This is a genomic window from Methyloradius palustris, assembly GCF_019703875.1.
GTDB classification, from domain to species: domain Bacteria; phylum Pseudomonadota; class Gammaproteobacteria; order Burkholderiales; family Methylophilaceae; genus Methyloradius; species Methyloradius palustris.
This window is the reverse complement of the sequence record NZ_AP024110.1, coordinates 2,725,393-2,748,735: the sequence shown is the minus strand read 5'-3', so window position 1 is coordinate 2,748,735 and position 23,343 is coordinate 2,725,393. Positions and strand designations below refer to the sequence as shown.

At 46.3% G+C, this 23,343-nt stretch carries 23 protein-coding genes and 1 tRNA gene; 16 read left to right on the top strand and 8 right to left on the bottom strand.

What is annotated here, in order from left to right; all coding sequences use genetic code 11:
* Window positions 1-15: 15 nt before the first annotated feature.
* Together ZMTM_RS13210 and ZMTM_RS13205 are read right to left on the bottom strand one after the other, a co-directional pair.
* Window positions 16-1,887, bottom strand: a complete 1,872-nt coding sequence (locus ZMTM_RS13210) for a GGDEF domain-containing protein (RefSeq protein ID WP_221764287.1) — start codon at window positions 1,885-1,887, stop codon at window positions 16-18.
* 60 nt (window positions 1,888-1,947) lie between these two features.
* Entirely contained in the window at window positions 1,948-2,703 is a 756-nt protein-coding gene (locus tag ZMTM_RS13205) for a 2OG-Fe dioxygenase family protein (RefSeq protein ID WP_221764286.1), read from the bottom strand.
* A gap of 187 nt (window positions 2,704-2,890) precedes the next feature.
* Here ZMTM_RS13205 and ZMTM_RS13200 point away from each other — a divergent pair, with 187 nt between their 5' ends.
* From ZMTM_RS13200 to pqqA, 10 genes are all read left to right on the top strand, one after another.
* A complete protein-coding gene (locus ZMTM_RS13200) occupies window positions 2,891-3,181 on the top strand; it encodes an ArsR/SmtB family transcription factor (RefSeq protein WP_318840511.1) in 291 nt (96 codons plus the stop codon).
* Between the two features lie 43 nt (window positions 3,182-3,224).
* Entirely contained in the window at window positions 3,225-5,363 is a 2,139-nt protein-coding gene (gene aas, locus ZMTM_RS13195) for a bifunctional acyl-ACP--phospholipid O-acyltransferase/long-chain-fatty-acid--ACP ligase (RefSeq protein WP_221764284.1), read from the top strand.
* Entirely contained in the window at window positions 5,360-6,589 is a 1,230-nt protein-coding gene (locus ZMTM_RS13190; RefSeq protein WP_221764283.1) for an amidohydrolase family protein, read from the top strand. Before aas ends, ZMTM_RS13190 begins: the two co-directional genes overlap by 4 nt.
* An 8-nt stretch (window positions 6,590-6,597) precedes the next feature.
* The gene (locus ZMTM_RS13185) at window positions 6,598-9,360 is read left to right on the top strand and encodes a DUF2339 domain-containing protein (protein WP_221764282.1); all 2,763 of its coding nucleotides are present in this window, start codon (window positions 6,598-6,600) and stop codon (window positions 9,358-9,360) included.
* Window positions 9,357-10,802 (top strand): DUF3999 domain-containing protein, encoded by a 1,446-nt coding sequence (locus ZMTM_RS13180; protein ID WP_221764281.1) that lies wholly within the window; start codon window positions 9,357-9,359, stop codon window positions 10,800-10,802. The genes ZMTM_RS13185 and ZMTM_RS13180 overlap by 4 nt, the downstream gene beginning before the upstream one ends.
* A 39-nt stretch (window positions 10,803-10,841) precedes the next feature.
* A complete protein-coding gene (lplT, locus tag ZMTM_RS13175; RefSeq protein WP_221764280.1) occupies window positions 10,842-12,059 on the top strand; it encodes a lysophospholipid transporter LplT in 1,218 nt (405 codons plus the stop codon).
* Between the two features lie 34 nt (window positions 12,060-12,093).
* Window positions 12,094-13,752 (top strand): hypothetical protein, encoded by a 1,659-nt coding sequence (locus ZMTM_RS13170; RefSeq protein ID WP_221764279.1) that lies wholly within the window; start codon window positions 12,094-12,096, stop codon window positions 13,750-13,752.
* A 35-nt stretch (window positions 13,753-13,787) separates the two neighbouring features.
* On the top strand, window positions 13,788-14,519 hold the full coding sequence (locus tag ZMTM_RS13165) for a HipA family kinase (protein ID WP_221764278.1): 732 nt from the start codon (window positions 13,788-13,790) through the stop codon (window positions 14,517-14,519).
* A complete protein-coding gene (locus tag ZMTM_RS13160) occupies window positions 14,519-15,349 on the top strand; it encodes a DUF3037 domain-containing protein (RefSeq protein WP_221764277.1) in 831 nt (276 codons plus the stop codon). Before ZMTM_RS13165 ends, ZMTM_RS13160 begins: the two co-directional genes overlap by 1 nt.
* A 168-nt stretch (window positions 15,350-15,517) precedes the next feature.
* Window positions 15,518-15,589, top strand: coding sequence for a pyrroloquinoline quinone precursor peptide PqqA (gene pqqA / locus ZMTM_RS13155; RefSeq protein ID WP_081774944.1), 72 nt, complete (start codon window positions 15,518-15,520; stop codon window positions 15,587-15,589).
* Between the two features lie 121 nt (window positions 15,590-15,710).
* Here pqqA and ZMTM_RS13150 read toward each other — a convergent pair whose 3' ends face one another.
* Window positions 15,711-16,589 (bottom strand): LysR family transcriptional regulator, encoded by an 879-nt coding sequence (locus ZMTM_RS13150; protein ID WP_221764276.1) that lies wholly within the window; start codon window positions 16,587-16,589, stop codon window positions 15,711-15,713.
* A gap of 187 nt (window positions 16,590-16,776) precedes the next feature.
* Here ZMTM_RS13150 and ZMTM_RS13145 point away from each other — a divergent pair, with 187 nt between their 5' ends.
* Together ZMTM_RS13145 and ZMTM_RS13140 are read left to right on the top strand one after the other, a co-directional pair.
* Complete coding sequence (locus ZMTM_RS13145; protein ID WP_221764275.1) at window positions 16,777-17,175, top strand: DoxX family protein; 399 nt, start codon at window positions 16,777-16,779, stop codon at window positions 17,173-17,175.
* A 33-nt stretch (window positions 17,176-17,208) separates the two neighbouring features.
* Entirely contained in the window at window positions 17,209-17,988 is a 780-nt protein-coding gene (locus ZMTM_RS13140; RefSeq protein ID WP_221764274.1) for a DODA-type extradiol aromatic ring-opening family dioxygenase, read from the top strand.
* Between the two features lie 13 nt (window positions 17,989-18,001).
* Here the strand turns inward: ZMTM_RS13140 and mltA are convergent, their stop codons facing one another.
* The 4 genes from mltA to thiS form a co-directional block, all read right to left on the bottom strand.
* Window positions 18,002-19,273 (bottom strand): murein transglycosylase A, encoded by a 1,272-nt coding sequence (mltA, locus tag ZMTM_RS13135; protein ID WP_221764273.1) that lies wholly within the window; start codon window positions 19,271-19,273, stop codon window positions 18,002-18,004.
* Window positions 19,274-19,657: a Co2+/Mg2+ efflux protein ApaG gene (gene apaG / locus ZMTM_RS13130; RefSeq protein WP_221764272.1), complete on the bottom strand. Its 384-nt coding sequence runs from the start codon at window positions 19,655-19,657 to the stop codon at window positions 19,274-19,276.
* A gap of 77 nt (window positions 19,658-19,734) precedes the next feature.
* Complete coding sequence (locus tag ZMTM_RS13125) at window positions 19,735-20,526, bottom strand: thiazole synthase (protein WP_221764271.1); 792 nt, start codon at window positions 20,524-20,526, stop codon at window positions 19,735-19,737.
* 18 nt (window positions 20,527-20,544) lie between these two features.
* Complete coding sequence (gene thiS / locus ZMTM_RS13120) at window positions 20,545-20,751, bottom strand: sulfur carrier protein ThiS (protein ID WP_221764270.1); 207 nt, start codon at window positions 20,749-20,751, stop codon at window positions 20,545-20,547.
* A gap of 291 nt (window positions 20,752-21,042) precedes the next feature.
* Here thiS and ZMTM_RS13115 point away from each other — a divergent pair, with 291 nt between their 5' ends.
* The 4 genes from ZMTM_RS13115 (at window position 21,043) to ZMTM_RS13100 (ending at window position 23,109) form a co-directional block, all read left to right on the top strand.
* Window positions 21,043-21,249 (top strand): CsbD family protein, encoded by a 207-nt coding sequence (locus ZMTM_RS13115; RefSeq protein WP_221764269.1) that lies wholly within the window; start codon window positions 21,043-21,045, stop codon window positions 21,247-21,249.
* 55 nt (window positions 21,250-21,304) lie between these two features.
* Window positions 21,305-21,757: a hypothetical protein gene (locus ZMTM_RS13110; RefSeq protein WP_221764268.1), complete on the top strand. Its 453-nt coding sequence runs from the start codon at window positions 21,305-21,307 to the stop codon at window positions 21,755-21,757.
* A 114-nt stretch (window positions 21,758-21,871) separates the two neighbouring features.
* Window positions 21,872-22,900 (top strand): catalase family peroxidase, encoded by a 1,029-nt coding sequence (locus ZMTM_RS13105; RefSeq protein ID WP_221764267.1) that lies wholly within the window; start codon window positions 21,872-21,874, stop codon window positions 22,898-22,900.
* A 135-nt stretch (window positions 22,901-23,035) separates the two neighbouring features.
* Window positions 23,036-23,109 (top strand) — tRNA-Gly (locus ZMTM_RS13100).
* A 29-nt stretch (window positions 23,110-23,138) separates the two neighbouring features.
* On the opposite strand, the gene ZMTM_RS13095 is transcribed toward ZMTM_RS13100, so the two are convergent.
* Window positions 23,139-23,303 (bottom strand): rubredoxin, encoded by a 165-nt coding sequence (locus ZMTM_RS13095; protein WP_225907042.1) that lies wholly within the window; start codon window positions 23,301-23,303, stop codon window positions 23,139-23,141.
* Between the last annotated feature and the right edge of the window lie 40 nt (window positions 23,304-23,343).

The following is a 23,343-nucleotide window of genomic DNA, read 5'->3' as shown; positions in this document are numbered from 1 at the left end:
GGTATCCATTTTTTGTTATTCATTCTCGGCATCATTATCGTCTGTGCTACTACTTTTTTCAGCGATAGGCGGCGCGCCAACTACACGATTACGTCCGCTTTGTTTGGCTTGGTAGAGCGCCGCATCTGCCCTTGGGATGACTGAGTTTGGTTCTTCACCAGGTGCACGTTCGGCGACCCCTGCGCTGAATGTAATGAGCACCCGTTTATTTTCATGCATGAAGAAATTCTTGGTCAGTTCACGTTGGGCGCGAGTGACAATAGTGATACTTTCTTCTTGCTCGGTGTTGGGTAGGATAATAATAAATTCTTCACCGCCATAACGGGCAATTACGTCAGTCGTGCGCAGTGACTTTTTAATGACACCTGCCAGATGAGAAAGTGCCTGATCGCCTGTGGTATGACCCATGGTATCGTTGATTTTCTTGAAGTGATCAATATCCATCATGGCGATACTGAGCGCGATGTTATAGCGTTCGGCACGGCTGAACTCACGTAACAATGCTTCATCCATACCGCGTCTGTTCAATGTACCCGTCAGGTAATCCTCATGTGCGACTTCGCTGATTTGGTCCAGCTTGACAGTGAGCTCATAAATTTGGCGCTCAGCTTCTTTCACTTTTTGCTGGGTTTCGTTCAACATATCTCTGGAGCGTTGCGCACTTAAACCGATAGTGCGCGTATCTTCCATCAGGTTATCAAGCAGTGTGTTGAACTCCACAATATTTTCGCTTGATTTGATTTGCTGTTGATAACCTTCGATTTTGCTCTGATACTCACTGGTGTTCTCTGTCATTTCGGACAAGCGCTCAACAAAAGTAGCCACCATTTTTTTCAGGGTTTCTTGCGCTTCTATCAAGCCAGGCTTGATTTCACCTTGTTTAAAGATCAGCTCTTTCAAGCTACTTTCAGCGTTATAGAGTGATTCGATGTCTAGTGGTTTGGCCAAGATATCGTTCACTAGCAGCGTTTGCCCATGCAGCCATTTGTCTTCAACCACCAGTTCACCCATGCTAGAGAGCATGAGTCGCAGGAGTTGCAACAAGGCCTCACGAATACGATTTTGTGAATCGTTATGCATTTCCAGGCTAAATAGAACGCCTTTAAGATGCTCCCCTACTTTCACAATATGCTGTTTGGTTTGTACGTTCTTAGTATCAGCTAGCAATATCTCTGCTTTAGCAAATGCATCGGGAACAGACTTTAGCTGTGGAACAATGACTAATTCGAGCGTTTTTACTAACATCTCGCGCCATAATTTACTGATTTCTATTGCATCACTGTCGTCCCTGATGACTACATCAATCAAATCTTCAGGATTGATTTTTGCGTTGCTGGCTGCAGGGGTTACTGGCGTGTTTGTATTGATGGGTGATGCAGATGCTGGAGTATCTACCATCTGTTCAGTAGTACCGCTGCCCCAAGAGGCAACCAGCGCGTGAATTTTTTGTGAGAGCACATCAGGGTCTTGGCCAAAGTTGGTCAATACGCGGTTAAGGCCCTCTTTTTTACGTGTGTTGGTAATCCCCTTATGATTCACCTCAAGCTGTTTCACCAGATTGCGCACGACCATCGGCCAAGTGATCGCATCATCCACATCGCCAACGGGGATGAGTTTTCGTAATTGGTCTTCAAGCTTGGCCCAATCACGTTTGGTAATCAGGCTATTGATGGATTGTGCGGCGACGATATATTTAGGCTGTTTTTGCCCTGCTTCTTGCAGCACGCTATCGAGTGTTCTTGCCAGCTCAAGTGAGTGATCAATTGAGGTAACACCACTGATTTCATCATACATCTTGCGATAATTGTCAGGCGTAGGCGCGATTTTGCGCGTAGTTAGCTGCAATAAGGTCTGGCGGGCAACTTCGGTAGGGCTCTTTTTATCCATGGCAAATGCTCAACTGTTTAACAGCGTTTTAGGGTTTGCTAGCAGAATGTTATGTATCGCTCACATTGGTTGAATATTAAGGTTTTTAAAGGTAATTACCAATACATCCCGATAAGCGGGCTGGCTTGGATCTATCTGTTCCACCGGCGTTACGCCATGCATACAGCGTTTGTCGTTCACAATCGCACAATCCAGTGGCTGTGTTAGGGTAAAACTATCTAGCGTACGTTGCTGGTTATCATGCATGGTAGTGGTGCCACTGGAAATATTCACACGTTTTACCATCATTACCAGCACAAAATCTACACCATCTCTGTGCACCCCTTCTGGGGTTGGCTTGCCATGCGCTTCACTACTGGCTTCAATGCGAAACTGGTGGCATTCAATATGCCATTTAGCGCTTGGCAACATCTCACCAAAAATACTCTGGCAGAAATACAGCAAGCTTTGCATGGTTTGGCCACGCACGATCGACTCATTGATGGGCGCAAAGTTACGCGGGATGCCGCCATTTAAGGTGTTGTAATCCAGACTTTGGTAGTGCGGTTGATGTGGCTCCAGCTTGATTTCACTTGCCGGGCTGGCAGCGCTCAAAGTGGCATGGCGCCTGCGCCGGTAACGTCCACCATCTGCCATGTATTCATCAATCGGCATCTCATTCCAGCTATCGGCAAAGGTTTGCCAGTCATCCAATGCGTGCAACTCACCTGTCAATAACCAGCTACGCACCTGTTCAGCATTTGCAAAACAGAAGCCAGATTCTTCTATTTTGGGGCAAATCGTCTCTTTGGCGAGCGAGTGAATTAAATCGTGCATGATAACTTTTTAGCTGTGGTGAGATTTGTATGAAAGACAAGCAGTTTAGGCAAACTGCGTCCCAGTGTCTATGTACGTTTGCGCGCCAGCGCTTTTAATCATCGCAGCGACTTTTTGAAGACTGAACAAAAAAATGATTGACACTCATAACTAAATAACTAATTATGTAGTTATGAAGAGCATTTTGATGATTCCAAGCGAGTGGTCAGGCACCTCTGGCATATTCGTTGCCCTGGGTGATGAACAGCGCCAACGTATTTTGCTGTCGTTCGAGCCAGATGAACGCATGCACATTACACAGATAGTGGCAGCGTCAACTTTGAGCCGCAGTGCAGTCAATCACCATCTAAAAGTGTTGAGAGATAGCGGTGTACTACAAAGTGAAAAAGTAGGTAAAGAAGTCTATTTCTGGATCAACAAAGAAGTAATGCAGGATGCGTTAACCAAAGTCTTGAATTATATCGATACACAGATTTAAAAATATTGAGCAATTCAGTTGTTCGTCAAACAAGGGGAAAAAGATGGTGGCAGCAATATTAAAAGGGTTAAGCAGGGTATTTTTTCGTATTGAAGTTATCGGCAAGCTGAATGTGCCAAAGCCAGATGCCGAAGGTAAAAATAAACTGTTGATCATTGCTAATCATGAGTCATTTTTGGATGGCTTGTTGCTAGGTCTGTTTTTGCCGATTCGTGCTACGTTTGTGGTGCATACCAGTGTGCTCAATAGCCGGGTGTTTCGCCTGATTTTACGTTTAGTGCCGTACTTGGCCGTTGACCCTACCAGCCCGCTGGCGATGAAAAAAGTCATTAAGCTGCTTGAGGCAGGCAAACCTGTTGTGATCTTCCCCGAAGGCCGTATTACGCTCACAGGTAGTTTGATGAAGGTCTATGATGGCCCAGGTTTTGTTGCAGCCAAAACAGGCGCCACTATTTTGCCAGTCAGGCTTGATGGTGCAGCACGTAGCTATTTTAGCCGCCTCTCTGGTGATTACCCGCGCAAACTGTTCCCCAAGGTCACCTTGACCATATTACCAACAACCCAAATCCCTATGCCTGATGCACCTACTGCCAAAATCAGGCGCCGCAAGGCAGGCGATGCCATGCGCAGAACCATGCAGGAAATGCTGTTTGCTTCACAGCCTGTGCAAACATTATTCAGCGCATTTCTAGACGCTGTAGATATTCACGGTCGCAAAACCTTGCTGGTGGAAGATATGCGGCAAACAGAAGAAAGCTATGGCGACCTGCTGAAAAAGACACTGGCTTTTGGTCGCCTGATTGAAAAAACGACAGCTGTGAATGAAAGTGTCGGCGTGCTTATGCCTAACGTCACGAATACTGTTTGCCTGATTTTCGGTATGAGTGCCATGCAACGTGTGCCAGCTATGTTGAATTACACGGCAGGTACCGCGGGTATGCAAAACGCTTGTATTGCAGGCAACATTAGAACTATTGTGACTTCTAGACAGTTTTTAGAAACAGCTAAACTGGTTGAAGTCGTCAATGCGCTGCAAAACGTACGTATTGTTTATCTTGAAGACTTACGTAGCGAGTTCAGCTTGCTCGATAAGCTTTGGCTAATGGGTTTTGCCTTGTGGTCGCCAAACCTTGCAGTGAAAAAATCTCACCCCGATGCCGCAGCAGTGGTTCTGTTTACATCAGGCTCAGAAGGCAAACCCAAAGGGGTGGTGCATTCACATCGCGGCATTCTCTCCAATATTGCGCAAATCCGCGCAGTGATTGATTTTTCGCCTGCTGACAAGTTCATGATTGCACTGCCACTGTTTCATGCCTTCGGCTTCACCTGTGGCGCAATCATGCCTTTGGTCACGGGTAGCAAGCTGTTCCTTTACCCATCGCCATTGCACTATAGAGTAATTCCAGAAGTCATTTATGACCGTGGCTGCACGGTGTTATTCGGCACCAGCACCTTTCTTGGTAACTATGCAAAATTCGCCAATCCTTACGACTTTTATAAATTACGTTATGTGGTCGCTGGCGCAGAAAAACTTAATGAAGAAGTACGCAAAAGCTGGATGGAGAAATTTGGCATTCGCATTCTGGAAGGTTATGGCGCCACCGAATGTGCCCCAGTGCTCGCCGTCAACACGCCCATGGCTAATCTTGCTGGTAGCGTAGGGCCATTATTGCCAGGCCTGAAACCAAGGTTGGAAGCAGTTCCTGGCATCAACGATGGTGGTCTTTTGTACGTAAAAGGCCCAAACGTAATGCTTGGCTATTACCTATTTGATAACCCTGGCGTGCTCAAAGCGCCAGAAGATGGCTGGTATAGCACAGGCGATATCGTGCAGATTGATCCAGATGGTTTCGTCATCATCAAAGGCCGCGTCAAACGCTTTGCCAAAATTGCAGGCGAAATGGTGTCGCTAGAAACTGTAGAACAGATTGCTAGCAAAGCCTCGCCAGAACATCAGCATGCCGCCAGCACACAGCCTGACGCGCAGCGCGGCGAAAACATACTATTGTTCACTACTGATAAAGATTTGGTGCGCGATGCACTGCAAGCTTCAGCACGCGAGCTGGGTAGCCCAGAACTGGCAATCCCGAGAAAGATAATTGTAGTTACAGAATTACCCTTACTAGGTACGGGTAAAACAGACTATGTGACACTTAAAAATATGGCGGAAACAGCCTCATGAAGCGGCGTGATTTTATACTAGGGATGGGGTTATTGGGCGCTTCAGCTGCTGCCTGGGGCGGCTACCAATATTGGCCTAAACCGGGATTAATGAATCCCTGTCTGCCAGGCTTGCCAGATGAGGTACGTAACCACCCACTCATGCAAAAAGTCTGGCAAGGCTTAGACTCTGCCCAGGTTTGGGATTGCCATGTACATCTTGTAGGTACAGGTGATTCTGCGACAAGTGATAGTCCATGGTTTAACCCAAACATGGATAGTTATTGGCACCCCATTCTTAAACTGCAAAAAGCCTTTTACATGAATGGGGCATGCGCAGACCCTGACCACATAGATCAAAGTACGGTTGCGCGTATGGTTGATTTAGTCGCTGAAATGCCTGCGGGTTTTAAAACAATGTTGTTCGCGTTTGACTGGTTTCATGATGAAGCTGGCAAGCCACAAAAGCCGCATTCCATCTTTAATATCCCCAATAATTACGCTGCCCGAATCGCCCATGCGCATCCTCAATATTTTGAGTGGGTTTGTTCAATCCACCCTTACCGTGCAGATTGTGTTGATGCACTTGAAGAAGCTAAATCTAAAGGTGCAAGAGCCATTAAATGGTTGCCAAATGGTATGGGTATAGATCCACTCTCAGAAAAGTGCGACCGTTTTTATGAAGCTGCCGCCAAACTGGCGATACCGATTATCAGTCACACTGGCCGAGAAAGTGCGGTGCAGGGTGGTAATCAGGATGACGGTAATCCTTTAAGGTTGAGGCGCGCGTTGGATCATGGCGTAAAAGTCGTACTCGCACACTGTGCAAGTGATGGCGATGATATTGATTTAGACCAAGGCAAAAACGGCGAACGGGTCAAAAGCTTCGAGTTATTTGCCCGCATGATGGATGAACCAAAATATGCTGAATTGCTGCGCGGGGAAATTTCAGCGCTGACACTTTTTAATCATGCCTGGGCGATCAAACCTATTCTGCAGCGTCCCGACTGGCATGCCCGTTTGCTCAATGGCTCCGATTATCCGCTGCCTGGCATCATGCCGCTATATAGTCCACCTGCATTGGCAAAGCAAGGATTGCTCGAAGAGACAGCCGTACCATTTTTAGAGAATTTGCGCGGATACAACCCACTTTTATTTGATCTTGCATTAAAACGCTTGTTACGTTTTGAGGAACAGAGTTTCCCTGCCAGTGTATTTGAAACCCGCCGTTTCTTTAACCCAGACTGAGTCCATAAATGACATCATTATTTGTATTGTTAGGTATTGCTGGCTTTATCGGTCTGCTTGGTGGGTTCATCAGCTTCTTCACCTTATTTACTAATGGAGATGAAAAGGCGCAGTTAAAGCGGCGATTGGAAAATATTGAATCACAGTTGCGCCAGTTGAAAGTGCAGCTTAATCAATCACCATTGCAAGACGAAAATACCCAAAAACAAGTAAAACCAACAGTTGTAAGTCTTGCTGTGCCCGTTGTAGAAAAGCGTATAGAAAATATTGATGAGACTGAATCCATCAGTGATGAAGACCTTGAAAAGCAGGCACTGACTGCAAACCCAGAGCCTGAGATTACTCCACCAAAAAGACCTGTCACCCAAGCAAAGGCTGAGTGGAAGCCCAAGCCCAAGATTGTTGAACCCAACTTTATAGAAAAGGCCATCAATGCAGCCAAAGATTGGCTGTTTGGCGGTAATACATTGGTACGTTCGGGCATTGTTATTCTGTTCATCGGCATTAGTTTTTTGTTGAAATATGCGGCTGAGCATTCACACTTGCCAATTGAATTCCGCATGGCTGGTATTGCACTATCTGGCGTCGCTTTACTGGCCTTGGGCTGGAAACTACGCAACACCAGGGCTGAGTATTCATGGGCAATACAGGGGGGTGGCGTGGGTATTATGTACCTCACTATTTTTGCCGCACTCAAGCTCTATCAACTCATTCCGCCGAATATCGCTTTTATGCTACTGATTGTAGTGGCCTTCTTATCGGCCTTGATAGCTGTCTTGCAATCCGCGATGCCATTAGCAGTGCTGGGCTTTGCGGGTGGTTTTCTGGCACCAATACTGACTTCTAGCGGCCATGGTAGCCATGTTGATTTGTTTAGCTATTATCTCGTGCTGAATCTCGGCATTGCTTTTATTGCATTCCATAAAAGCTGGCGGCCGCTGAATGTGTTGGGCTTTGCGTTTACATTTGCTATCGGCACGCTGTGGGGCAGTCAAAGTTATATCCCTGAGTATTTTGCCAGTACCGAACCATTTTTGATTATTCACTTTCTATTGTTTACGTTGATTGCAGTGGTCTATGCCCACAAGCAATCTATCAAAGCTTCGGATTATGTGGATGCGACGCTGGTATTTGGCACGCCACTTTTAGGCTTTAGCCTGCAATATGCGTTGTTGCGCGATTCACACTTTGGGCTGGCTTACAGTGCCCTTGCACTGGCCATTTTTTACATCGCAATGGCGTGGTGGATATTGACCCGCAAGCGTGAGACGCTGCAATTTTTGGGAGAGTGCTTTTTAGCGCTGGGTATAGGTTTTGCCACACTGACATTGCCCTTGGCATTGGATGGCCGTTGGACTTCAGCTGCTTGGGCAGTTGAGGGTGTAGGGTTGGTGTGGGTTGGGTTGCGGCAGAAACGTACATTCCTGCTACTCGCTGGTTTGGCTTTGCAATTACTTGGCGCAGCGGCTTTTGCCTGTGGCTGGGGCTTAACAGGCTATTCAGAATCCGCCCACCAAAATATGTTTTTGGGTGTGGCATTTATAGCGCTCTCTGGCTGGGCTTGCGGGGCCTTATTAGTCAAATATATTCCTGAAAAAACCAAAATAATGAGTACATTGCTGGCGATATGGGGCTGGCTATGGTGGGTAGGTGCTGGCTTTTCAGCGATTGATGAATTTCTGCCTGCTGCCTATTACGATCATGCCTGCATGTTATTCCTTGCCTTGACCAGCCTGCTGCTGCCCATCATTTCAGCTAAATTAAATTGGTCAAGATTAGCCTCATTAAGTGCGCTGTTATTACCTGCTCTGGCGATTGCTACCTTGGTCGAGATTTTTGCTCGTCATCCATTCAGTAATTTTGGCTGGTTAACCTGGCCGTTAGCTTTTGCGGTGTATGCGTGGTTGCTGCGATGTGAGACTTATAAATCAGGTAGCCTCATGCGTGCACCAGCCCTCTGGCTAGCAACTATATTGGGCATATTGGAGTGCATGTTCTGGATGCAAACGTATATAGCAGAAGCACCAGTCTATACCTTAACCTGGCGTGATATAAGCTGGGCTATCGTACCTGTGACGATGATCGCGATATTGGTTTGCTGGCAGAAATCCAAACAAAAATCCGAGTTTTACGAAGCAGCATTCAGCAATACACGCGCCTGGTTATGGCATGGTTGTGTGCCGATTGTGCTGTGTTTACTCGGCTGGTATCTAGTTATGTCGCTATATTCAAGTGGTGATGCGAGCCCGCTGCCCTATATTCCATTGATTAATCCGCTCGATATTTCACTGGCCGCTGTGTTGTTAATGTTGTTGATCTGGAAGCGGACTGTTGCTGCTTATTTTATTGCTGGCAATTTTACCAATACCCTCAATAGCGTGACTCCTCCTCTAGCAGGGCTAATGGGTTTTGCGCTGCTCAACGGTATGCTGCTTCGCACCCTGCACTACTGGGCAGGTACGCCGTTTAGGTGGACAGCCATTTTTGACTACACGCTGGTGCAGGTGTCGTTCACATTCCTCTGGAGCTTGACTGCACTCATCCTTATGCTTGCTGCACACAGATTGGCGCATCGTCGATTATGGATAGTAGGTGCAGCGCTGATGGGTTTAGTCGTGCTCAAATTATTCATGCTTGATCTGGCTGAGCATGGTTCGGTAGAACGCATTATTTCATTTATAGGCGCAGGCATCCTGCTGCTGGTCATGGGCTATTTCGCGCCCTTGCCGCCTGCAAAAATGATTAAATCAGATGAAGAGGCAAGACTATGAGCCCAAGCAAACTATTTCTTGGGCTGTTGTTAAGTGGCTCGTTTTGGCTGACTTCGCCTGCTGTTATGTCGGCCACATTCGCGCTGTCTACTGAAACTAATGCCCCGCTATATCGCACCGAGTTGCCGCTAGAGGTCTATCAATATACGCGGCAAGATAACCTCAGCGACATAGTGATTACCAATGCGGCTGGTGAGCAAGTGCCTTATGCCTTGCTGGCTAAGTCGCTTGCGCATATCTCTCAAGCCCCCATCAATAAGAGCATCACATTGCCGATTTTTGCGTTACAGGCAGATACACTCGACCACATAACAGTATCTGGGGCGGAAGACTTAAGACTACAGCTTGAAAAAACTGCTGGTAAAACTACAGTCACTATTAGTCAGAGCTCAAAAGTCAGGGATCCAAAAACAGGTTCAGCAGGGATGGTCTATTTACTGGATGCCGGTAAAAAACATCCTGATTTTCAAAAACTGATTCTGGACTGGGCACAAACTGAATCCAAAATGATAGCGGTCGAAGTGCTGGCAAGCGATGATCTCAATCACTGGAATAGCGTCGGCCAAGGTATTTTGTTGAAAACATCAAACGCTGCTGGCAGCATCTTGCAAAATACGATTAAGCTCACTAGCCCGATCACCCGGCGCTATATTCAGTTGCATAGCACCAATAGCGCACAAGCATTTACCTTGACTCGTGTCGAGGCAGAATCAGTTGCCGTCAGCAATCAAGTGCCAAAGCTACTATGGCAAACCCTTGCTAATCCTAAGCGTATGGATGATGCGAAATCAGGGAAAAGTACCATTGAGTTTGAAGCTAATGGGCATTTACCCGCCGAATTTGTGCGGGTCAAGCTGCCAGAAAACAACACTATTACCACAGCCAAAATCAGTGTTCGTAACAAAGTCAGCGAGCCTTGGCGCACAGTGATTAGTACTTCGGTTTATCGCATGGTTGAAAGTAATGCAAGTGGCCAGAATATTGAAATCACCAATCCGGACATCAGTATTTACGCTACGGTCGCACGCTACTGGCAACTGGAATTCAATAACGCAACGGGCGGAATCGGAGCCGCTAATCCAACAATAGCGCTGGGCTGGCCAATGCAGGTGATTATATGGAACGCCCGCGGTAACTCACCTTTTAAGCTCCAAATAGATGAAAGCGAGTCTGGCGAGCCAGTGATTGCCAATCATCTAAATATAGAAAACCTGATTCCTGATTTCAAGCTTGAAAAGCTGGAGCAATTGCCGTTTGCCCAAATCAAGCTGCAAAACTCACAAGTGAGTGCTACGGCTAAAACAACAGAAAATACCTGGTCAACGCCTGAAGACCACAAACGCTGGTGGCTTTGGGGTGGGCTTTTACTTGGGGTTCTGGTGTTAGTGGGTATGGTGCTATCGCTACTGAAATCATCTGATTACAATAAAACTAAACAATAGTCGCTAAGACAATATCAATTACTTATCGGGGAATACCTTATGGCGCATCAACCAATCACTTCGAACCACGCTGATAAACATGGCGGTCTGCTTTCTCGCGGTATGGTCGCGGTACTTATCGCACAATTCATTTCAGCGCTGGCTGACAATGCGTTGCTGTTTGCTGCAATTGCGTTACTTAAAACGCATCTTGCCCCAGCCTGGCAGATTCCACTATTGCAGGAATTCTTCGTGGTCGCGTTTATTATTCTTGCCCCTTTCGTTGGGCCATTTGCCGATGCCTTACCCAAAGGCCGAGTGATGTTGATTGCCAACGGCCTCAAGTTCATCGGCGCAGCGGCGATGCTTTCAGGCCTGCACCCGCTGTTGGCTTACGGCATGGTTGGTATCGGTGCAGCGGCATATTCCCCTGCCAAATACGGCATTTTGAGCGAATTGGTGAGCGCCGAAAAACTGGTGCAAGCCAATAGCATGATAGAAGGTTCAACCATAGTCGCCATTCTGCTGGGTGCTGTAGTTGGCGGTATGCTGGCAGACCACTCGGCAACGGGCGCACTGACTGCTATTGCTGGTTGTTACCTGCTTGCTGCAGCGGCTAATTTGTTGATACCTCGATTAAAACCTATGCACCCATTGGCAAAATTTGCAGTGGTGCCATTATTGAAAGATTTCATCCACGCGCTCAAAACGCTTTTTAGCAATAAAGACGCGCGTTTTTCACTAGTAGGCACCAGTGTATTTTGGGGTGCGGGCAGCACCTTACGGTTTCTATTGGTCGCATGGGTGCCTGTTGCGCTGAATATTCATGATTTGAGCACTCCTGCCAACCTCAGTGGGGCAGTAGCAATTGGTATCGCCTTTGGCGCTTTCGCTGCCGCCAAGTATGTGAATCTGGGTAACGTCAATCGGGCTTTACCTGCTGGCATACTCATCGGCTTGCTGATCATGGCTTTCGCCTATGTCACCAACCTCTATGTGGCGATTGCCTTATTGATTGTGATTGGCGCATGCGGTGGTTTTTACGTGGTGCCGCTAAACGCATTATTGCAAGAGCGCGGACACGAAAGCGTAGGCGCAGGTCACGCCATTGCCATACAAAACCTGGTTGAAAATTTCCTTATGTTGCTGATGATTGGCTTTTACACCTTGCTGGATAAAGAAGGCACGCCTGTGGTGGCCTCTACCGTTGCTGTCGGCGCACTGGTGTTCTTAGCCATCAGCACACTGGCATGGACTCGTTTGCGACACAGCAAATAATCATCAAACTAAAACAAGAAAGCAATTTTTGAGTATGAAGACACTGAACGCGATTGCCCTTTCAATCACTTTTATTTCAAGCGCCACAGCCGCTCCAATACTAGCAACACAAGATGGTCTGCTAGGTTTATATCCAGTAACTGATATGCGGCTAACCAATGGTACTTGCGCAGACTGCCCTACAATTCCACAAGCACTCTGGTATTTTCAGCAAGAGCTGATTGCTGTTGCTAAACCTGATCACCCTGTTGCGGGTTTTTCAAAAACTGCAAATGCCCAGCAAGATGTCAAAAGCTGGTCAGCCAACCCAAGTGCTCAGGATTTAAATGCCCTGCCGCCACTGGTTTGGCTGGGCTCAAACGAGGTGATTACCAAAGCTGAATTAGGCGCTGATGGCAAATTAATCAAGCTGGATAATGGCGGTAATATGGCGTTTAACATCGTGCCAAAAATCTCCACCAATCTTTCATATTTTGACGATAGTAGTCTTAAATTTTTCAGTGAGCGCCCTGTTCGTTTGCGTGGCGAAACGACTAAAGCTGTAGATGACAGTTCACAATTCACGGCACGCACTATCTGGCCTTTGGATTTTAATATTCCCAATAATCAATCAGCCCATCCGCTGAGCAATGAAGAAACCCTGCAAACACTGGTACGCGCTAATCAAGGCGGGGCGCAAAGTCCATATCAAACCCGCGTATTGTGGTCGCGGGATGCTGGTGAACGCCATGACTGGAAAGATAAAGCGGTGCTGGGTGTCATGCTTAACGGCGCGCAAGGCGATGACGACGAAGCGCATGGCGGCCACTTTGGCATTGTCACAGGCCAGATGGAAGCTGATGGCAACTGGTCACGCTGGTTGGTGAATAATTTTTACAACCTAGATGCGTATGGCGAAAAAGGGATTGTGTCAGCAGTGACCCCAGCAGATAAATACCTGATGGATTTAAACAACGGCCAGAGCTATTACCGCCCATCGTATATGTTGGTAGCCGTGTTTAAAAGTCAAACCCTGCCGCAAGAATATCAAGCTGCTATTAACCGTGTTTATAACCATTTTTATCGCCACGATTTTGTCTATCAACATGCAAAAGCCAATTGTGCGGGTATCAGCGTAGACACCCTGCGCAGCCTTGGTTGGAATTTCCCTACGCGTGGTAATGGCGGCTTGCTTAAAGCCACTGCCGCCTATTTCTACGTGGCGGCAACCAGTGGCAGCTTGAAAAGTGCACATGATATTTACGAATACATCACCACAGAAGATACACAACTCAACCCCGCCGCGGCTTTCGATGCCTTGGGCGAAGATATGCTGAGCCTAGCGCAAAATAAAACCAGCCGCACACTCAGTCCGCTAGAGCAAACGATGAGCAATGACATTGAAGCAATCATCATGGTGCATATTCCACAAATCCCCTCTAGCCGTGCTTTTGGCCAAGCGCCGGTTTACTCCTTTGATGAATATTTGAAACGCGCTCCAGCCGATCATAGTCAATGGAAAATCATACCGACCGAGCCAAGGCCTTTCCCTGATGAATTGAGAGATGGCTTGGCTTTAACTCAAGAAAAACCAAACTTGGTACCTTGGCCTGTTGGATTGCTGAGCTTTGGCTTAGTTTTTCTAGTGATCTGGGCTCTGCGTAAACTCTTGAAAAAGCGTAAATCGGTTATGATTCCTACATATGATGCTTAACGAATAAATTATTTACCCCGTAAAGACATAAACCTATGCCTGTTCAAATAGTGGAAATACTTGGTCGTGCAACACAGGGAATGACTAGGCCTTTTCATTGTAGAGGTGATGACGGCTACACCTATTTTGTTAAAGGATGTGGTGCTGATAGAAAGAGTTTGATTGCTGAATATATTTGCGGAAAGCTTGCGTTGGCATTTGATTTACCTGTGCCCAATTTTGAAATTGTTGAAGTGCCGAATGAGTTGATTGAATGGGCAACACCAGATCAGGTAAAAGATTTAGGTTGTGGTTTAGCTTTTGGCTCCAGAAAATTGCCACATGTACAAGAATTCAATTACTCCCAACTATCACTTGTAGATACTAGATTACGACGTGACATTTTAGTATTTGACTGGTGGATTAAAAATGCTGACCGTACATTGACAGCACTTGGAGGCAACCCGAACTTACTTTGGAATCAGGAAACCAAAGCGCTAGCTGTGATTGATCATAATCAGGCATTTGATGGTGAATTTAATTCGGTTACTTTCTGTCAGACACATGTATTTCATGCAGATATTGTGCATGTGTTCGATGATTTGGTAGAACAAATCAATTATCAAGACCGCTTATCAGCCGCGTTTGCGGCTTTTGATTCAGCTTGCGATAATGTACCGCATGAATGGTGGTGGGTCGATGATGGGGTTCCCGCCGCTATTAGTTGTAATGAAGCTAGAGCATTACTTGAGCGTTTTTCTGATAATCAATTTTGGAGGATAGCGTAATGAAAAAATTTGCATGCCAGTACGCTGTCATAAGGTTTTTACCATATCTTGAGACTGGCGAATTTGCCAACGTAGGTATCGTATTGCTATGTCCAGAAACTGGCTATTTTGATTTTAGATTGCTGACACGTGTGCGCAGGATCACCGCTTTTTTTGAAGAGCTCAATGCAAATATTTACCGTGATACTCAAAAAAACTTTCAGCAAGAGCTTAAGCGAATCAAACAATTTATTGACACTGAAAACAAACAAGGAAAATTAACTAAGGATTTGGTCAATCACATATTTGGCGAGCTTACTCGTGCGCGTGAAGTAATGATGCGTTTTGATGAAGTGCGTACGATATTGACGGACGATCCTACTCAACATCTAGAAGAGCTCTTTTGCTATTACGTGGAGCGTAACTTTGCCAATACGGTTTATCAAGAAAGATTGCTTGAAAATGAGGTGAGAAACGTTTTGAGGGCTGCCGATCTGATTGGGCAGTTCAAGCCACAAACGCTAGGCGATCAAAATGCTTATCACGCCAAATTTCCCTTCGTTTATATGGAAGGCGATAGAGCCATTAAAGCAATAAAGCCATTGAACCTTGCACACGACGATCCTGCTCAAATTTTTGATCATGGATGGGCATGGATGGGGAAAATCCAGCAATTGCGAGCTATGAACTTGCTACAGGCAGATGTTTTATTGCCTGTTAAACGTCCTGATATGGCTACAGGACCACAGGCGCAAATGTTTACTGAGGTTTTTGAATTGCTTGCTAAGCAGAATATTCAAGTTGTAGATGCCAATGACGCTAATAAAATCCTCGAATTTGCCAATCATTAAGATTGATAAGGCTTTTACAATTCATTAACAATCTAATGAAAATCACTAGCGCTCTTTAATGACTTTAGGCACTGGTATATTTCTTCGTGAGCGTATATTTCATAACACGTGATGTGAACACCGTAAGGTGAAAGCAAAGCGAATTGAAAACTAAAAAGGAGACTTATTATGTGGACCAAGCCAGAAGTTACCGAAATGCGTTTCGGTTTTGAAGTAACAATGTACGTTTGCAATCGCTAAGATTTCAAATGTAATCAAGCCTAATCGCTATGATTAAATGTATTTAAAGCCGTAATCATAAGCGGTTGACTTGTAGTAAATCGAACGGGAGCTTAGCTCCCGTTTTTTTATGCAACAAATCTTAGATGCTGACTTTGAACCAAGCTTGCAGATGGTCAACAAAGGCGCGAACAGCGACTGATGACTGTTTGTGTTGAGGGTATAGCGCATACACCACACCTACGCCGCCCGTAAATTCTTTCAATATCTGTACTAATTCACCACTTTTTAATGCCTCTTCCACATAAAAGTAAGGCAAGCCTGTAATCCCTAGCCCAGCAACTGCAGCGTTCTTCATGACTTCGCCGTGGTTGGAGCGCAAGATGGCTTGAATCGGTATTTTCAAAATCTCACCATTTTTCTCAAATATCCACTCGCTGCTCGGTTGTGAAATACAACGGTGATCTGCCAACTTTAAAGGCGAGTTGGGTTCGCCGTATTGTTGAATGTATGCGGGGCTGCAGCAGTAAATCAGTGGCGAATCGGCGAGTTTACGCGCAATGAGTCCAGGGTCGGGATGCATTGTCACCCTGATAGCAAGGTCATATCCTTCACCTACAATATCTACCAGCCGATTATCAACATCCAGTAGCACACTCAGCTTGGGATGCGCCAACAAAAATGCATTAAGACAAGGCGATAAACGCATGCTGGCAAATGAAACTGGCGCTGATATGCGTAATACGCCGCGGAGCTCTCCAGAATGGTTTGAAACAGCCTGTTCTGCTTCATCAACGGATTGCAAAATGGTAAGGCAGCGCTCGTAAAACACTTTGCCTAATTCTGTAGGTGATAGTTTGCGTGTGGTTCTGTGCAGCAATCTTGCGCCTAAGCGTGCTTCAAGCTCCATCAGGCGTCGACTGACCAATTGTTTACTGATGCCTAGATTGTTGGCTGCTTTGGTGAAGTTGCTGCTTTTGATGACCTCTGCATAAATGCGCATTTCTTCAAAATTATTCATTGACCACCCTGTTCAGCTTCATTATTGTCAACCCAAAAGAGACAGTCTTACCTATTTTAAAGTGATTATCATATTTTATATAAAGGACTACAATGATTTTGTATTTAAACGCTGGCTATTTATGAGGCCAGCTTGATAGACGGATTAAACATTCATTTAACAAGTCACAATCATTAAGGAGCATTTCATGAGCACAACATTAAACACTTCTGGGCAATTTATTACCCTGGTAAGCCGTATTTTTCTGTCATTGATTTTTATTGTGAGCGGTGTGGGCAAGATTGCTTCGCCTTACGCCACGATTGGGTACATCACCAGCGTAGGCGCACCAATGCCTGAAGTTGCTTACGCTATTGCGATCATTATTGAAGTTGGTTTTGGTCTGGCATTGCTATTCGGTTTTAAAGCTAAGTTGGCAGCAGCCGTGATTGCAGTATTCACCTTGGCAGCCGCTTTTCTTTTCCATACGGATTTTGCTAATCAGATTCAGACCATCATGTTTTTGAAGAACGTCACAATCATCGGTGGCTTGCTGCAAATCGTGGCTTATGGTGCAGGTGGTTTTAGTATCGACAATCGCAAATAAGTATTAACCAAAATCAAGCAAGAGGCCTGAATAATGAGCACACTTTACATCTCACATGGCGCGCCTACATTGGCGATGGAGCCGGGCGCAACAGGTGAAATGCTGGCTGGATTAGCTGCAACATTACCCAGGCCTCGCGCTATTTTGGTGGTTTCAGCGCATTGGGATACCCGTTATCCGCGTGTGAGCGCGGCTGAAAAGCCAGAGACGATTCACGATTTTGGTGGTTTCCCTCCAGCCATGTATGAAATGCAATACCCTGTAGATGGCTCGCCAGAGCTTGCCCAAGATGTTTACAACCTGTTGGCGGGTGCTGGTATCACCGTAGCGCAAGACCCAAGCCGTGGCCTTGATCATGGTGCCTGGGTGCCACTCAAATTGATGTATCCGCTCGCAGATATCCCTGTCACCCAGCTATCCATTCAAAGCCATTCTGGGCCACTTGCGCAGTATAAAATGGGTCAGGCGATTAGTGCTTTGCAAGACGAAGGCGTGATGATTTTGTGCTCAGGCGCGATTACGCATAACCTGCACGACTTTTTCACCATGCAACGTGATGCGCCGCTATTGCCCTATGTGGCAGAGTTTGCGAACTGGATGGCAGAAAAAGCCGCTAGCAATGACATTGATGCGCTGCTTGATTATAGAAAACTCGCACCAAATGCTGCGAGAGCACATCCGCATGAAGATCATTTGGTACCACTATTTGTGGCGTTAGGTGCTGCCAAAGGTACTATGACTCGGTATCAACCAGAGAACACCTTTGGCATTCTTGCCATGGATGCTTACGTCTGGCCGGGGTCGGCTAGTTAGCGAGCGTTAAATGCTAAGGAAATACGAATTCCTTCGGCAATAACACCCAGATTTTGCCTTTTTGCTTCATTGAGCCAGCTTGGCGCGTGGCATCAGGCCCAAATCCCCAGAAGAAATCGGCACGCACGCCGCCTTTAATCGCACCACCCGTGTCTTGCGCCATCATCAAGCGATTAAGTGGTTTGCTGGTATTGGGGAAAGTAGTCGCTAAAAATATAGGCGCCCCTAAAGGCACAAAACGCGGGTCGACCGCCACGGCACGCTCCCCTAGAATAGGCACACCCAATGCGCCTAGAGGGCCTGGCAAGCCTGCGGGTAATTCACGGAAAAATACGTAGCTTGGATTGCTGTTAAGCAAGTCACGTAGTTTTTCGGGGTGGGTCAGCGCCCAATTCTTGATGCCTTGCATCGAGGCTTTATCCGAGGTTAGTTCGCCACTTTGAATCAGCAAGCGCCCGATAGATTGGTAGGCTTGGCCATTTTGGTCTGCGTATCCCACATGAATCTGTTCACCATTTTCCAACTGCACTAAGCCTGAACCCTGAATCTGCAGAAAAAACAGATCAATGACGTCATCCACCCACAGCAGTTCATTCCCTTGCAATGGAGATTGCTCAGATTCAATCTCGCCGCGGTTGTAATAAGGCACCAACTTATTGCCAATCACTCTGCCGCGCAGGCGTTTGTTGGCAAGCTCTGGGTAGATGCTGGCTAAATCAACCGTGATCAAATCGCTAGGTTGGCGGTATAGCGGGTAGCGATAGGCGTCAGTTTTGACCAGACTGCCTTTCAGCAATGGCTCGTAGTAGCCAGTGATCATGCCAGTATCGGAGCCATCAGCATTCGTAGTGCGATACACATTGAAGTATTGCTTGAAGTAATTCTGTATAACGCCAACGCTGGGGTTTTTCATGTTGGCTGCAACATCACACACATTTTGCCAGGCTGGTTTGGTTTTAAGTGCGGAGCAACTTTGTAGCCATGCAGGCCAAGCCATGGTCAGGTTGTCTTGCTCAATGCCAGCCAGATCTTGCCAATTAGCTGACCGCAATAAGCTGTAGTCAGGAATCCTGGTTTCACCAGCTTTAGGTTCTTGTGCTGGTTTTTGTGGCTCTGGGATAGGGGTATTTTCAGCGCATTCACAAACAGGTTTGTCTTTGTTGTGGATAGACTCTGTTTTGGAAGCGCTTGTTTTAGTGTTATCGGGTTTAATCGCTGCACCACCGCATGCGCTGAGTAACAAAACTAAAAATATAGTAAAACAATGACGGGCTTTTAATGGCATTTAGTGCAGTACTCGCGGCATAGAAAGGGTAAAGGGTGCAATCTTAGCTTCAAACTGGGTGCCATCGGCAGCAACAAGTTGATAGCTACCATGCATGGTGCCCACTGGGGTTTTGATCAAAGTGCCGCTGGTATATTCAAAATGCTCGCTGGGCTTTAATAATGGCTGTGCGCCAACAACGCCCAGACCACGGACTTCTTGCACTTGGTCAGTGGCATCTGTAATCACCCAGTGACGGCTGATTAGCTGGGCTGGCACGCTACCCGTGTTGGTAATGGTGACGGTGTAGGTGAATACATAACGGCTATCAGCCACATCTGATTGCTCTGGCACAAACGCAGTGGTCACACTGACTGAAAACTCATAGCGCTTGTCGGTAGTCATGGTCTTTTTTTCCTTATGAATCAACAAGCGTAATGGTGTAATCGGGTAGTGTATTCAGCAAAAATTGAAGATTAGATTTAGCTGATCATGCCAGTGGTAGGGGAGCTAGGTGCTGCTGAATACAGTTTCTTGGCCATGCGCCCAGCAAGATAAGCTTCACGCCCTGCTTCTACTGCTTTTTTCATCGCTCCCGCCATGAGTATAGGGTTGCCTGCAGCCGCAATGGCGGTATTCATCAATATGCCTGCACAGCCCAACTCCATTGCAATTGCCGCGTCTGATGCCGTACCCACACCAGCATCTACAAGTACGGGGATTTTGGCGTTTTCGATAATAATTTGCAGGTTCCAAGGGTTGAGTATGCCCATTCCAGAGCCAATCAACGATGCTAATGGCATCACCGCGCAGCAACCAATGTCTTCCAGTTGCTTGGCGATAATCGGGTCGTCGGAGGTATAGACCATCACATCAAAGCCATCTTTCACCAGTACTTCAGCAGCCTTGATGGTTTCAATCACATTCGGGTATAGCGTTTTCGGGTCACCCAGCACTTCCAGCTTGACTAATTTATGCCCATCCAAAAGCTCACGTGCCAGTCGCAGGGTACGCACGGCATCATCGGCCGAGTAACAACCAGCGGTATTGGGCAGATAAGTGAATTCCTCTGGCGGCAAGTAATCGAGCAAAGATGGCTCTCCAGCATTTTGGCCAATATTGGTACGGCGAATCGCTACCGTAACGATTTGCGCACCACTGGCATCAATAGCAGCACGAGTTTCAGTAAAATCTTTGTATTTGCCCGTACCTACCAGCAAGCGTGAGTGGTAGGTTTTACCTGCAATATTGAGTGTGTCGATGATATTTGTCATTGAATGTACTTTGTAAAATTAACCGCCGCCCACTGCACCGACGATTTCAAGCTGGTCGCCATCTTGTAGCAATGTTTCTGCAAATTGACTACGCGGCACAATCTCACCATTGCGTTCAATGGCAAGGCGTTTACCTAATAATTCCAAACTTTCAACCAGCGCTTGAACCGTCAGCGGGTCTATGCTGAATTCTTTTGGGTTGCCGTTGATGGTCAGATGAATCAATTGAATAAAACCCGAGAATGAAATCAGTGAAAGTGAAAATGTCGAAAGTGCAATTCTGTAAAGCTTGAGACTATCGCTATTTTACGTAGGTTCAGTATGCATTGGCAAACTGACTTTGCTTGATTGTTTTATTAATATAAATCTGGTGAGTCGGTATTGTCTGACATCCATTTCGTCCAGTTGCCGACTGTTCCTGGTTTTTTCCCAACTTAAAATGATTTCACTTCAAGCTCGTTAGCTAAATTTAATTAGCGAGCTTGATATTTCTAATCAACGATTAAGGAGTACATCATGAATTGGGATCAAATCGAAGGTAACTGGAAGCAACTTAAAGGTAAGGCACGCCAACAATGGGGCAAGCTGACAGATGACCATGTTGAGCAAATTAAGGGTAACCGCGATATGCTTTCTGGCAAGATTCAGGAGTTGTACGGCATTACCAAAGAAGAAGCTGACAAGCAGATTGATAGCTTCAATCAGAGCGTTAACAAGCACTAGGTGCTGAGTCTCCGGGAAATGCCGCGCTCAATGTAGCATTTCCCGGAGCGCTATCATGAATATACCGATGAAAACAGCGCGTAACTATGCATTATCTAGCTGGGCATTATCTGGCTTAGTGTTGCTAGCTATTACGGGCTTGGTATTCGGCGCATCTACTGTTGATGAGCAATACAAGGCTTCAATAGATGCTGTTAATGCTACTTATGATGCCAACAAAGCGAGTTGTGATAATTTCTCTGGCAACAAAAAAGATGTTTGCAAAGCTCAGGCAAAAGCCATGCGTGACAATGCTAAAGCCGATCTTGACGCAGAAAAGTCTGGTACTGAAAAAGCCAGTATGGAAGCCAGTAAAGAAAAGGTATTGAGCAGTTACAAAATTGCCAAAGAAGCCTGCGACGATTTACCTAGCAATCTACAGTCATTTTGTGTAGAAAATGCCAAGACTAATCGCGATAAAGCGCTTGCGACTATTGAGGCGACAAGTAAAACGGAATTAAACAACTAGCAAATCTGTATTGTCATGTAGCAGTCAACAAGCCTCTGTAATATGATGACTAAAAGACCGATTAACTTAACTTAATCGGTTCTTGCCCCGTCAATCATTACAGTGAGACTAGCCATGCAAAAATCCCCCGTTTATCACACTCCTCATGCAGGTAAAGCTTTATTAACTGCCATGGCATTAAGCTTTGCATCACATGTTTATGCCGAAGATGTAGCCGAAACTTCCAAGCCAGTTACTGAACAATTAGTTGATACTATGACTACGCTTGTTCATGGTCCATATGCTGGTTATCGTGCAAACCACGCTAAAGGGATTATGGTCAGCGGCACCTTTACACCATCAAAACAGGCCGCTAGTTTGAGTAGCGCTCCACATCTGCAAAAAAAGGCTACGCCAGTCCTAGTGCGTTTTTCTGATGCCACTGGCTTACCTACCATGCCCGATGCTGATGCAAATGCTAACCCGCATGGTATTGCCATTCGCTTTCAACTGCCTAAAGGTGCTTATACCGATATTGTCAGTATTTCCGTTAATGGTTTCCCTGCTGCTACACCAGAAGATTTTCTTGGCTTACTGAATGCAGTGGCAGCAAGTGGACCAGATGCACCCAAGCCTTCACCAGTTGAACAGTTTCTTGGCACACACCCTGCCGCGCTTAAATTTGTGACTACACCTAAGCCAGCACCAGTGAGCTTTGCCACATTGCCGTTTTATGGCGTGAACGCGTTTAAATTCACGAATGCCAAAGGCAAAACACAATATGGCCGTTACCGCATTACCCCACTGGCTGGCGCTCAATCACTGGCTGCTGATGAAGTTGCAAAAGTCGGCCCTGATTATTTGATGGAAGATCTGCCAGCACGTCTGAAAAAAGGCCCAGTGAAATTCAGTATCGCTGTGCAATTGGCCGCAGAGGGTGATGAAGTAAACGATGCCACTGTAATCTGGCCAGAAGACAGGCCGCAGCTTGTGCTTGGCACCCTCACGCTGAAAACTGCCATAGCAGACAGTAAAGCACTGGAAAAAACCATTATGTTTAATCCGCTGGCATTGCCTGCAGGCATAGAAGCCTCAGCTGACCCTATATTGATCGCTCGCCCAACAGCCTATCTTGTGAGCTTTGGTCGTCGTGTAGGTAAGTAATAGCGAACTAGAATTTAGTTAATTCAAAACTCTGCATTAAAGGCTGAACTAGTAATCTGCTAGTTCAGCCTTTTCTTTATATATTGGCGACGAATTAGATAGCCAAGTAAAATACAACTTCTGCATGTTTCAATTGCGGGTGTAGTTCAATGGTAGAACGCTAGCTTCCCAAGCTCGATACGCGGGTTCGATTCCCGTCACCCGCTCCATTTCTGCTTTGCTTTATCGAAGTACGGGCTTATATCTCAATCATCTCAAAATCTTCTTTGCGGGCGCCGCATTCAGGGCAGGTCCAGTTCACGGGTACGTCTTCCCATTTAGTGCCAGGCGCTATGTTATCTTCAGGGCAACCTTTTTCTTCTTCGTATATCCAACCACATATATTGCACATCCAGGTTTTCATGGCTTTAATTCTCAGTTGTTGTTGTGGGTGAAGTGCCGAG

What these genes read in the sequence shown, in the direction of transcription:
- mltA (WP_221764273.1), bottom strand. Translation starts at nt 19,273, where the DNA reads ATGCCATTAAAAGCCCGTCATTGTTTTACTATATTTTTAGTTTTGTTA.
- ZMTM_RS13205 (WP_221764286.1), bottom strand. Translation starts at nt 2,703, where the DNA reads ATGCACGATTTAATTCACTCGCTCGCCAAAGAGACGATTTGCCCCAAA.
- ZMTM_RS13095 (WP_225907042.1), bottom strand. Translation starts at nt 23,303, where the DNA reads ATGAAAACCTGGATGTGCAATATATGTGGTTGGATATACGAAGAAGAA.
- lplT (WP_221764280.1), top strand. Translation starts at nt 10,842, where the DNA reads ATGGCGCATCAACCAATCACTTCGAACCACGCTGATAAACATGGCGGT.
- aas (WP_221764284.1), top strand. Translation starts at nt 3,225, where the DNA reads ATGGTGGCAGCAATATTAAAAGGGTTAAGCAGGGTATTTTTTCGTATT.
- ZMTM_RS13150 (WP_221764276.1), bottom strand. Translation starts at nt 16,589, where the DNA reads ATGAATAATTTTGAAGAAATGCGCATTTATGCAGAGGTCATCAAAAGC.
- ZMTM_RS13210 (WP_221764287.1), bottom strand. Translation starts at nt 1,887, where the DNA reads ATGGATAAAAAGAGCCCTACCGAAGTTGCCCGCCAGACCTTATTGCAG.
- ZMTM_RS13180 (WP_221764281.1), top strand. Translation starts at nt 9,357, where the DNA reads ATGAGCCCAAGCAAACTATTTCTTGGGCTGTTGTTAAGTGGCTCGTTT.
- ZMTM_RS13115 (WP_221764269.1), top strand. Translation starts at nt 21,043, where the DNA reads ATGAATTGGGATCAAATCGAAGGTAACTGGAAGCAACTTAAAGGTAAG.
- ZMTM_RS13145 (WP_221764275.1), top strand. Translation starts at nt 16,777, where the DNA reads ATGAGCACAACATTAAACACTTCTGGGCAATTTATTACCCTGGTAAGC.
- ZMTM_RS13125 (WP_221764271.1), bottom strand. Translation starts at nt 20,526, where the DNA reads ATGACAAATATCATCGACACACTCAATATTGCAGGTAAAACCTACCAC.
- ZMTM_RS13185 (WP_221764282.1), top strand. Translation starts at nt 6,598, where the DNA reads ATGACATCATTATTTGTATTGTTAGGTATTGCTGGCTTTATCGGTCTG.
- ZMTM_RS13110 (WP_221764268.1), top strand. Translation starts at nt 21,305, where the DNA reads ATGAATATACCGATGAAAACAGCGCGTAACTATGCATTATCTAGCTGG.
- ZMTM_RS13165 (WP_221764278.1), top strand. Translation starts at nt 13,788, where the DNA reads ATGCCTGTTCAAATAGTGGAAATACTTGGTCGTGCAACACAGGGAATG.
- ZMTM_RS13170 (WP_221764279.1), top strand. Translation starts at nt 12,094, where the DNA reads ATGAAGACACTGAACGCGATTGCCCTTTCAATCACTTTTATTTCAAGC.
- ZMTM_RS13105 (WP_221764267.1), top strand. Translation starts at nt 21,872, where the DNA reads ATGCAAAAATCCCCCGTTTATCACACTCCTCATGCAGGTAAAGCTTTA.
- ZMTM_RS13160 (WP_221764277.1), top strand. Translation starts at nt 14,519, where the DNA reads ATGAAAAAATTTGCATGCCAGTACGCTGTCATAAGGTTTTTACCATAT.
- apaG (WP_221764272.1), bottom strand. Translation starts at nt 19,657, where the DNA reads ATGACTACCGACAAGCGCTATGAGTTTTCAGTCAGTGTGACCACTGCG.
- ZMTM_RS13200 (WP_318840511.1), top strand. Translation starts at nt 2,891, where the DNA reads ATGATTCCAAGCGAGTGGTCAGGCACCTCTGGCATATTCGTTGCCCTG.
- ZMTM_RS13190 (WP_221764283.1), top strand. Translation starts at nt 5,360, where the DNA reads ATGAAGCGGCGTGATTTTATACTAGGGATGGGGTTATTGGGCGCTTCA.
- ZMTM_RS13140 (WP_221764274.1), top strand. Translation starts at nt 17,209, where the DNA reads ATGAGCACACTTTACATCTCACATGGCGCGCCTACATTGGCGATGGAG.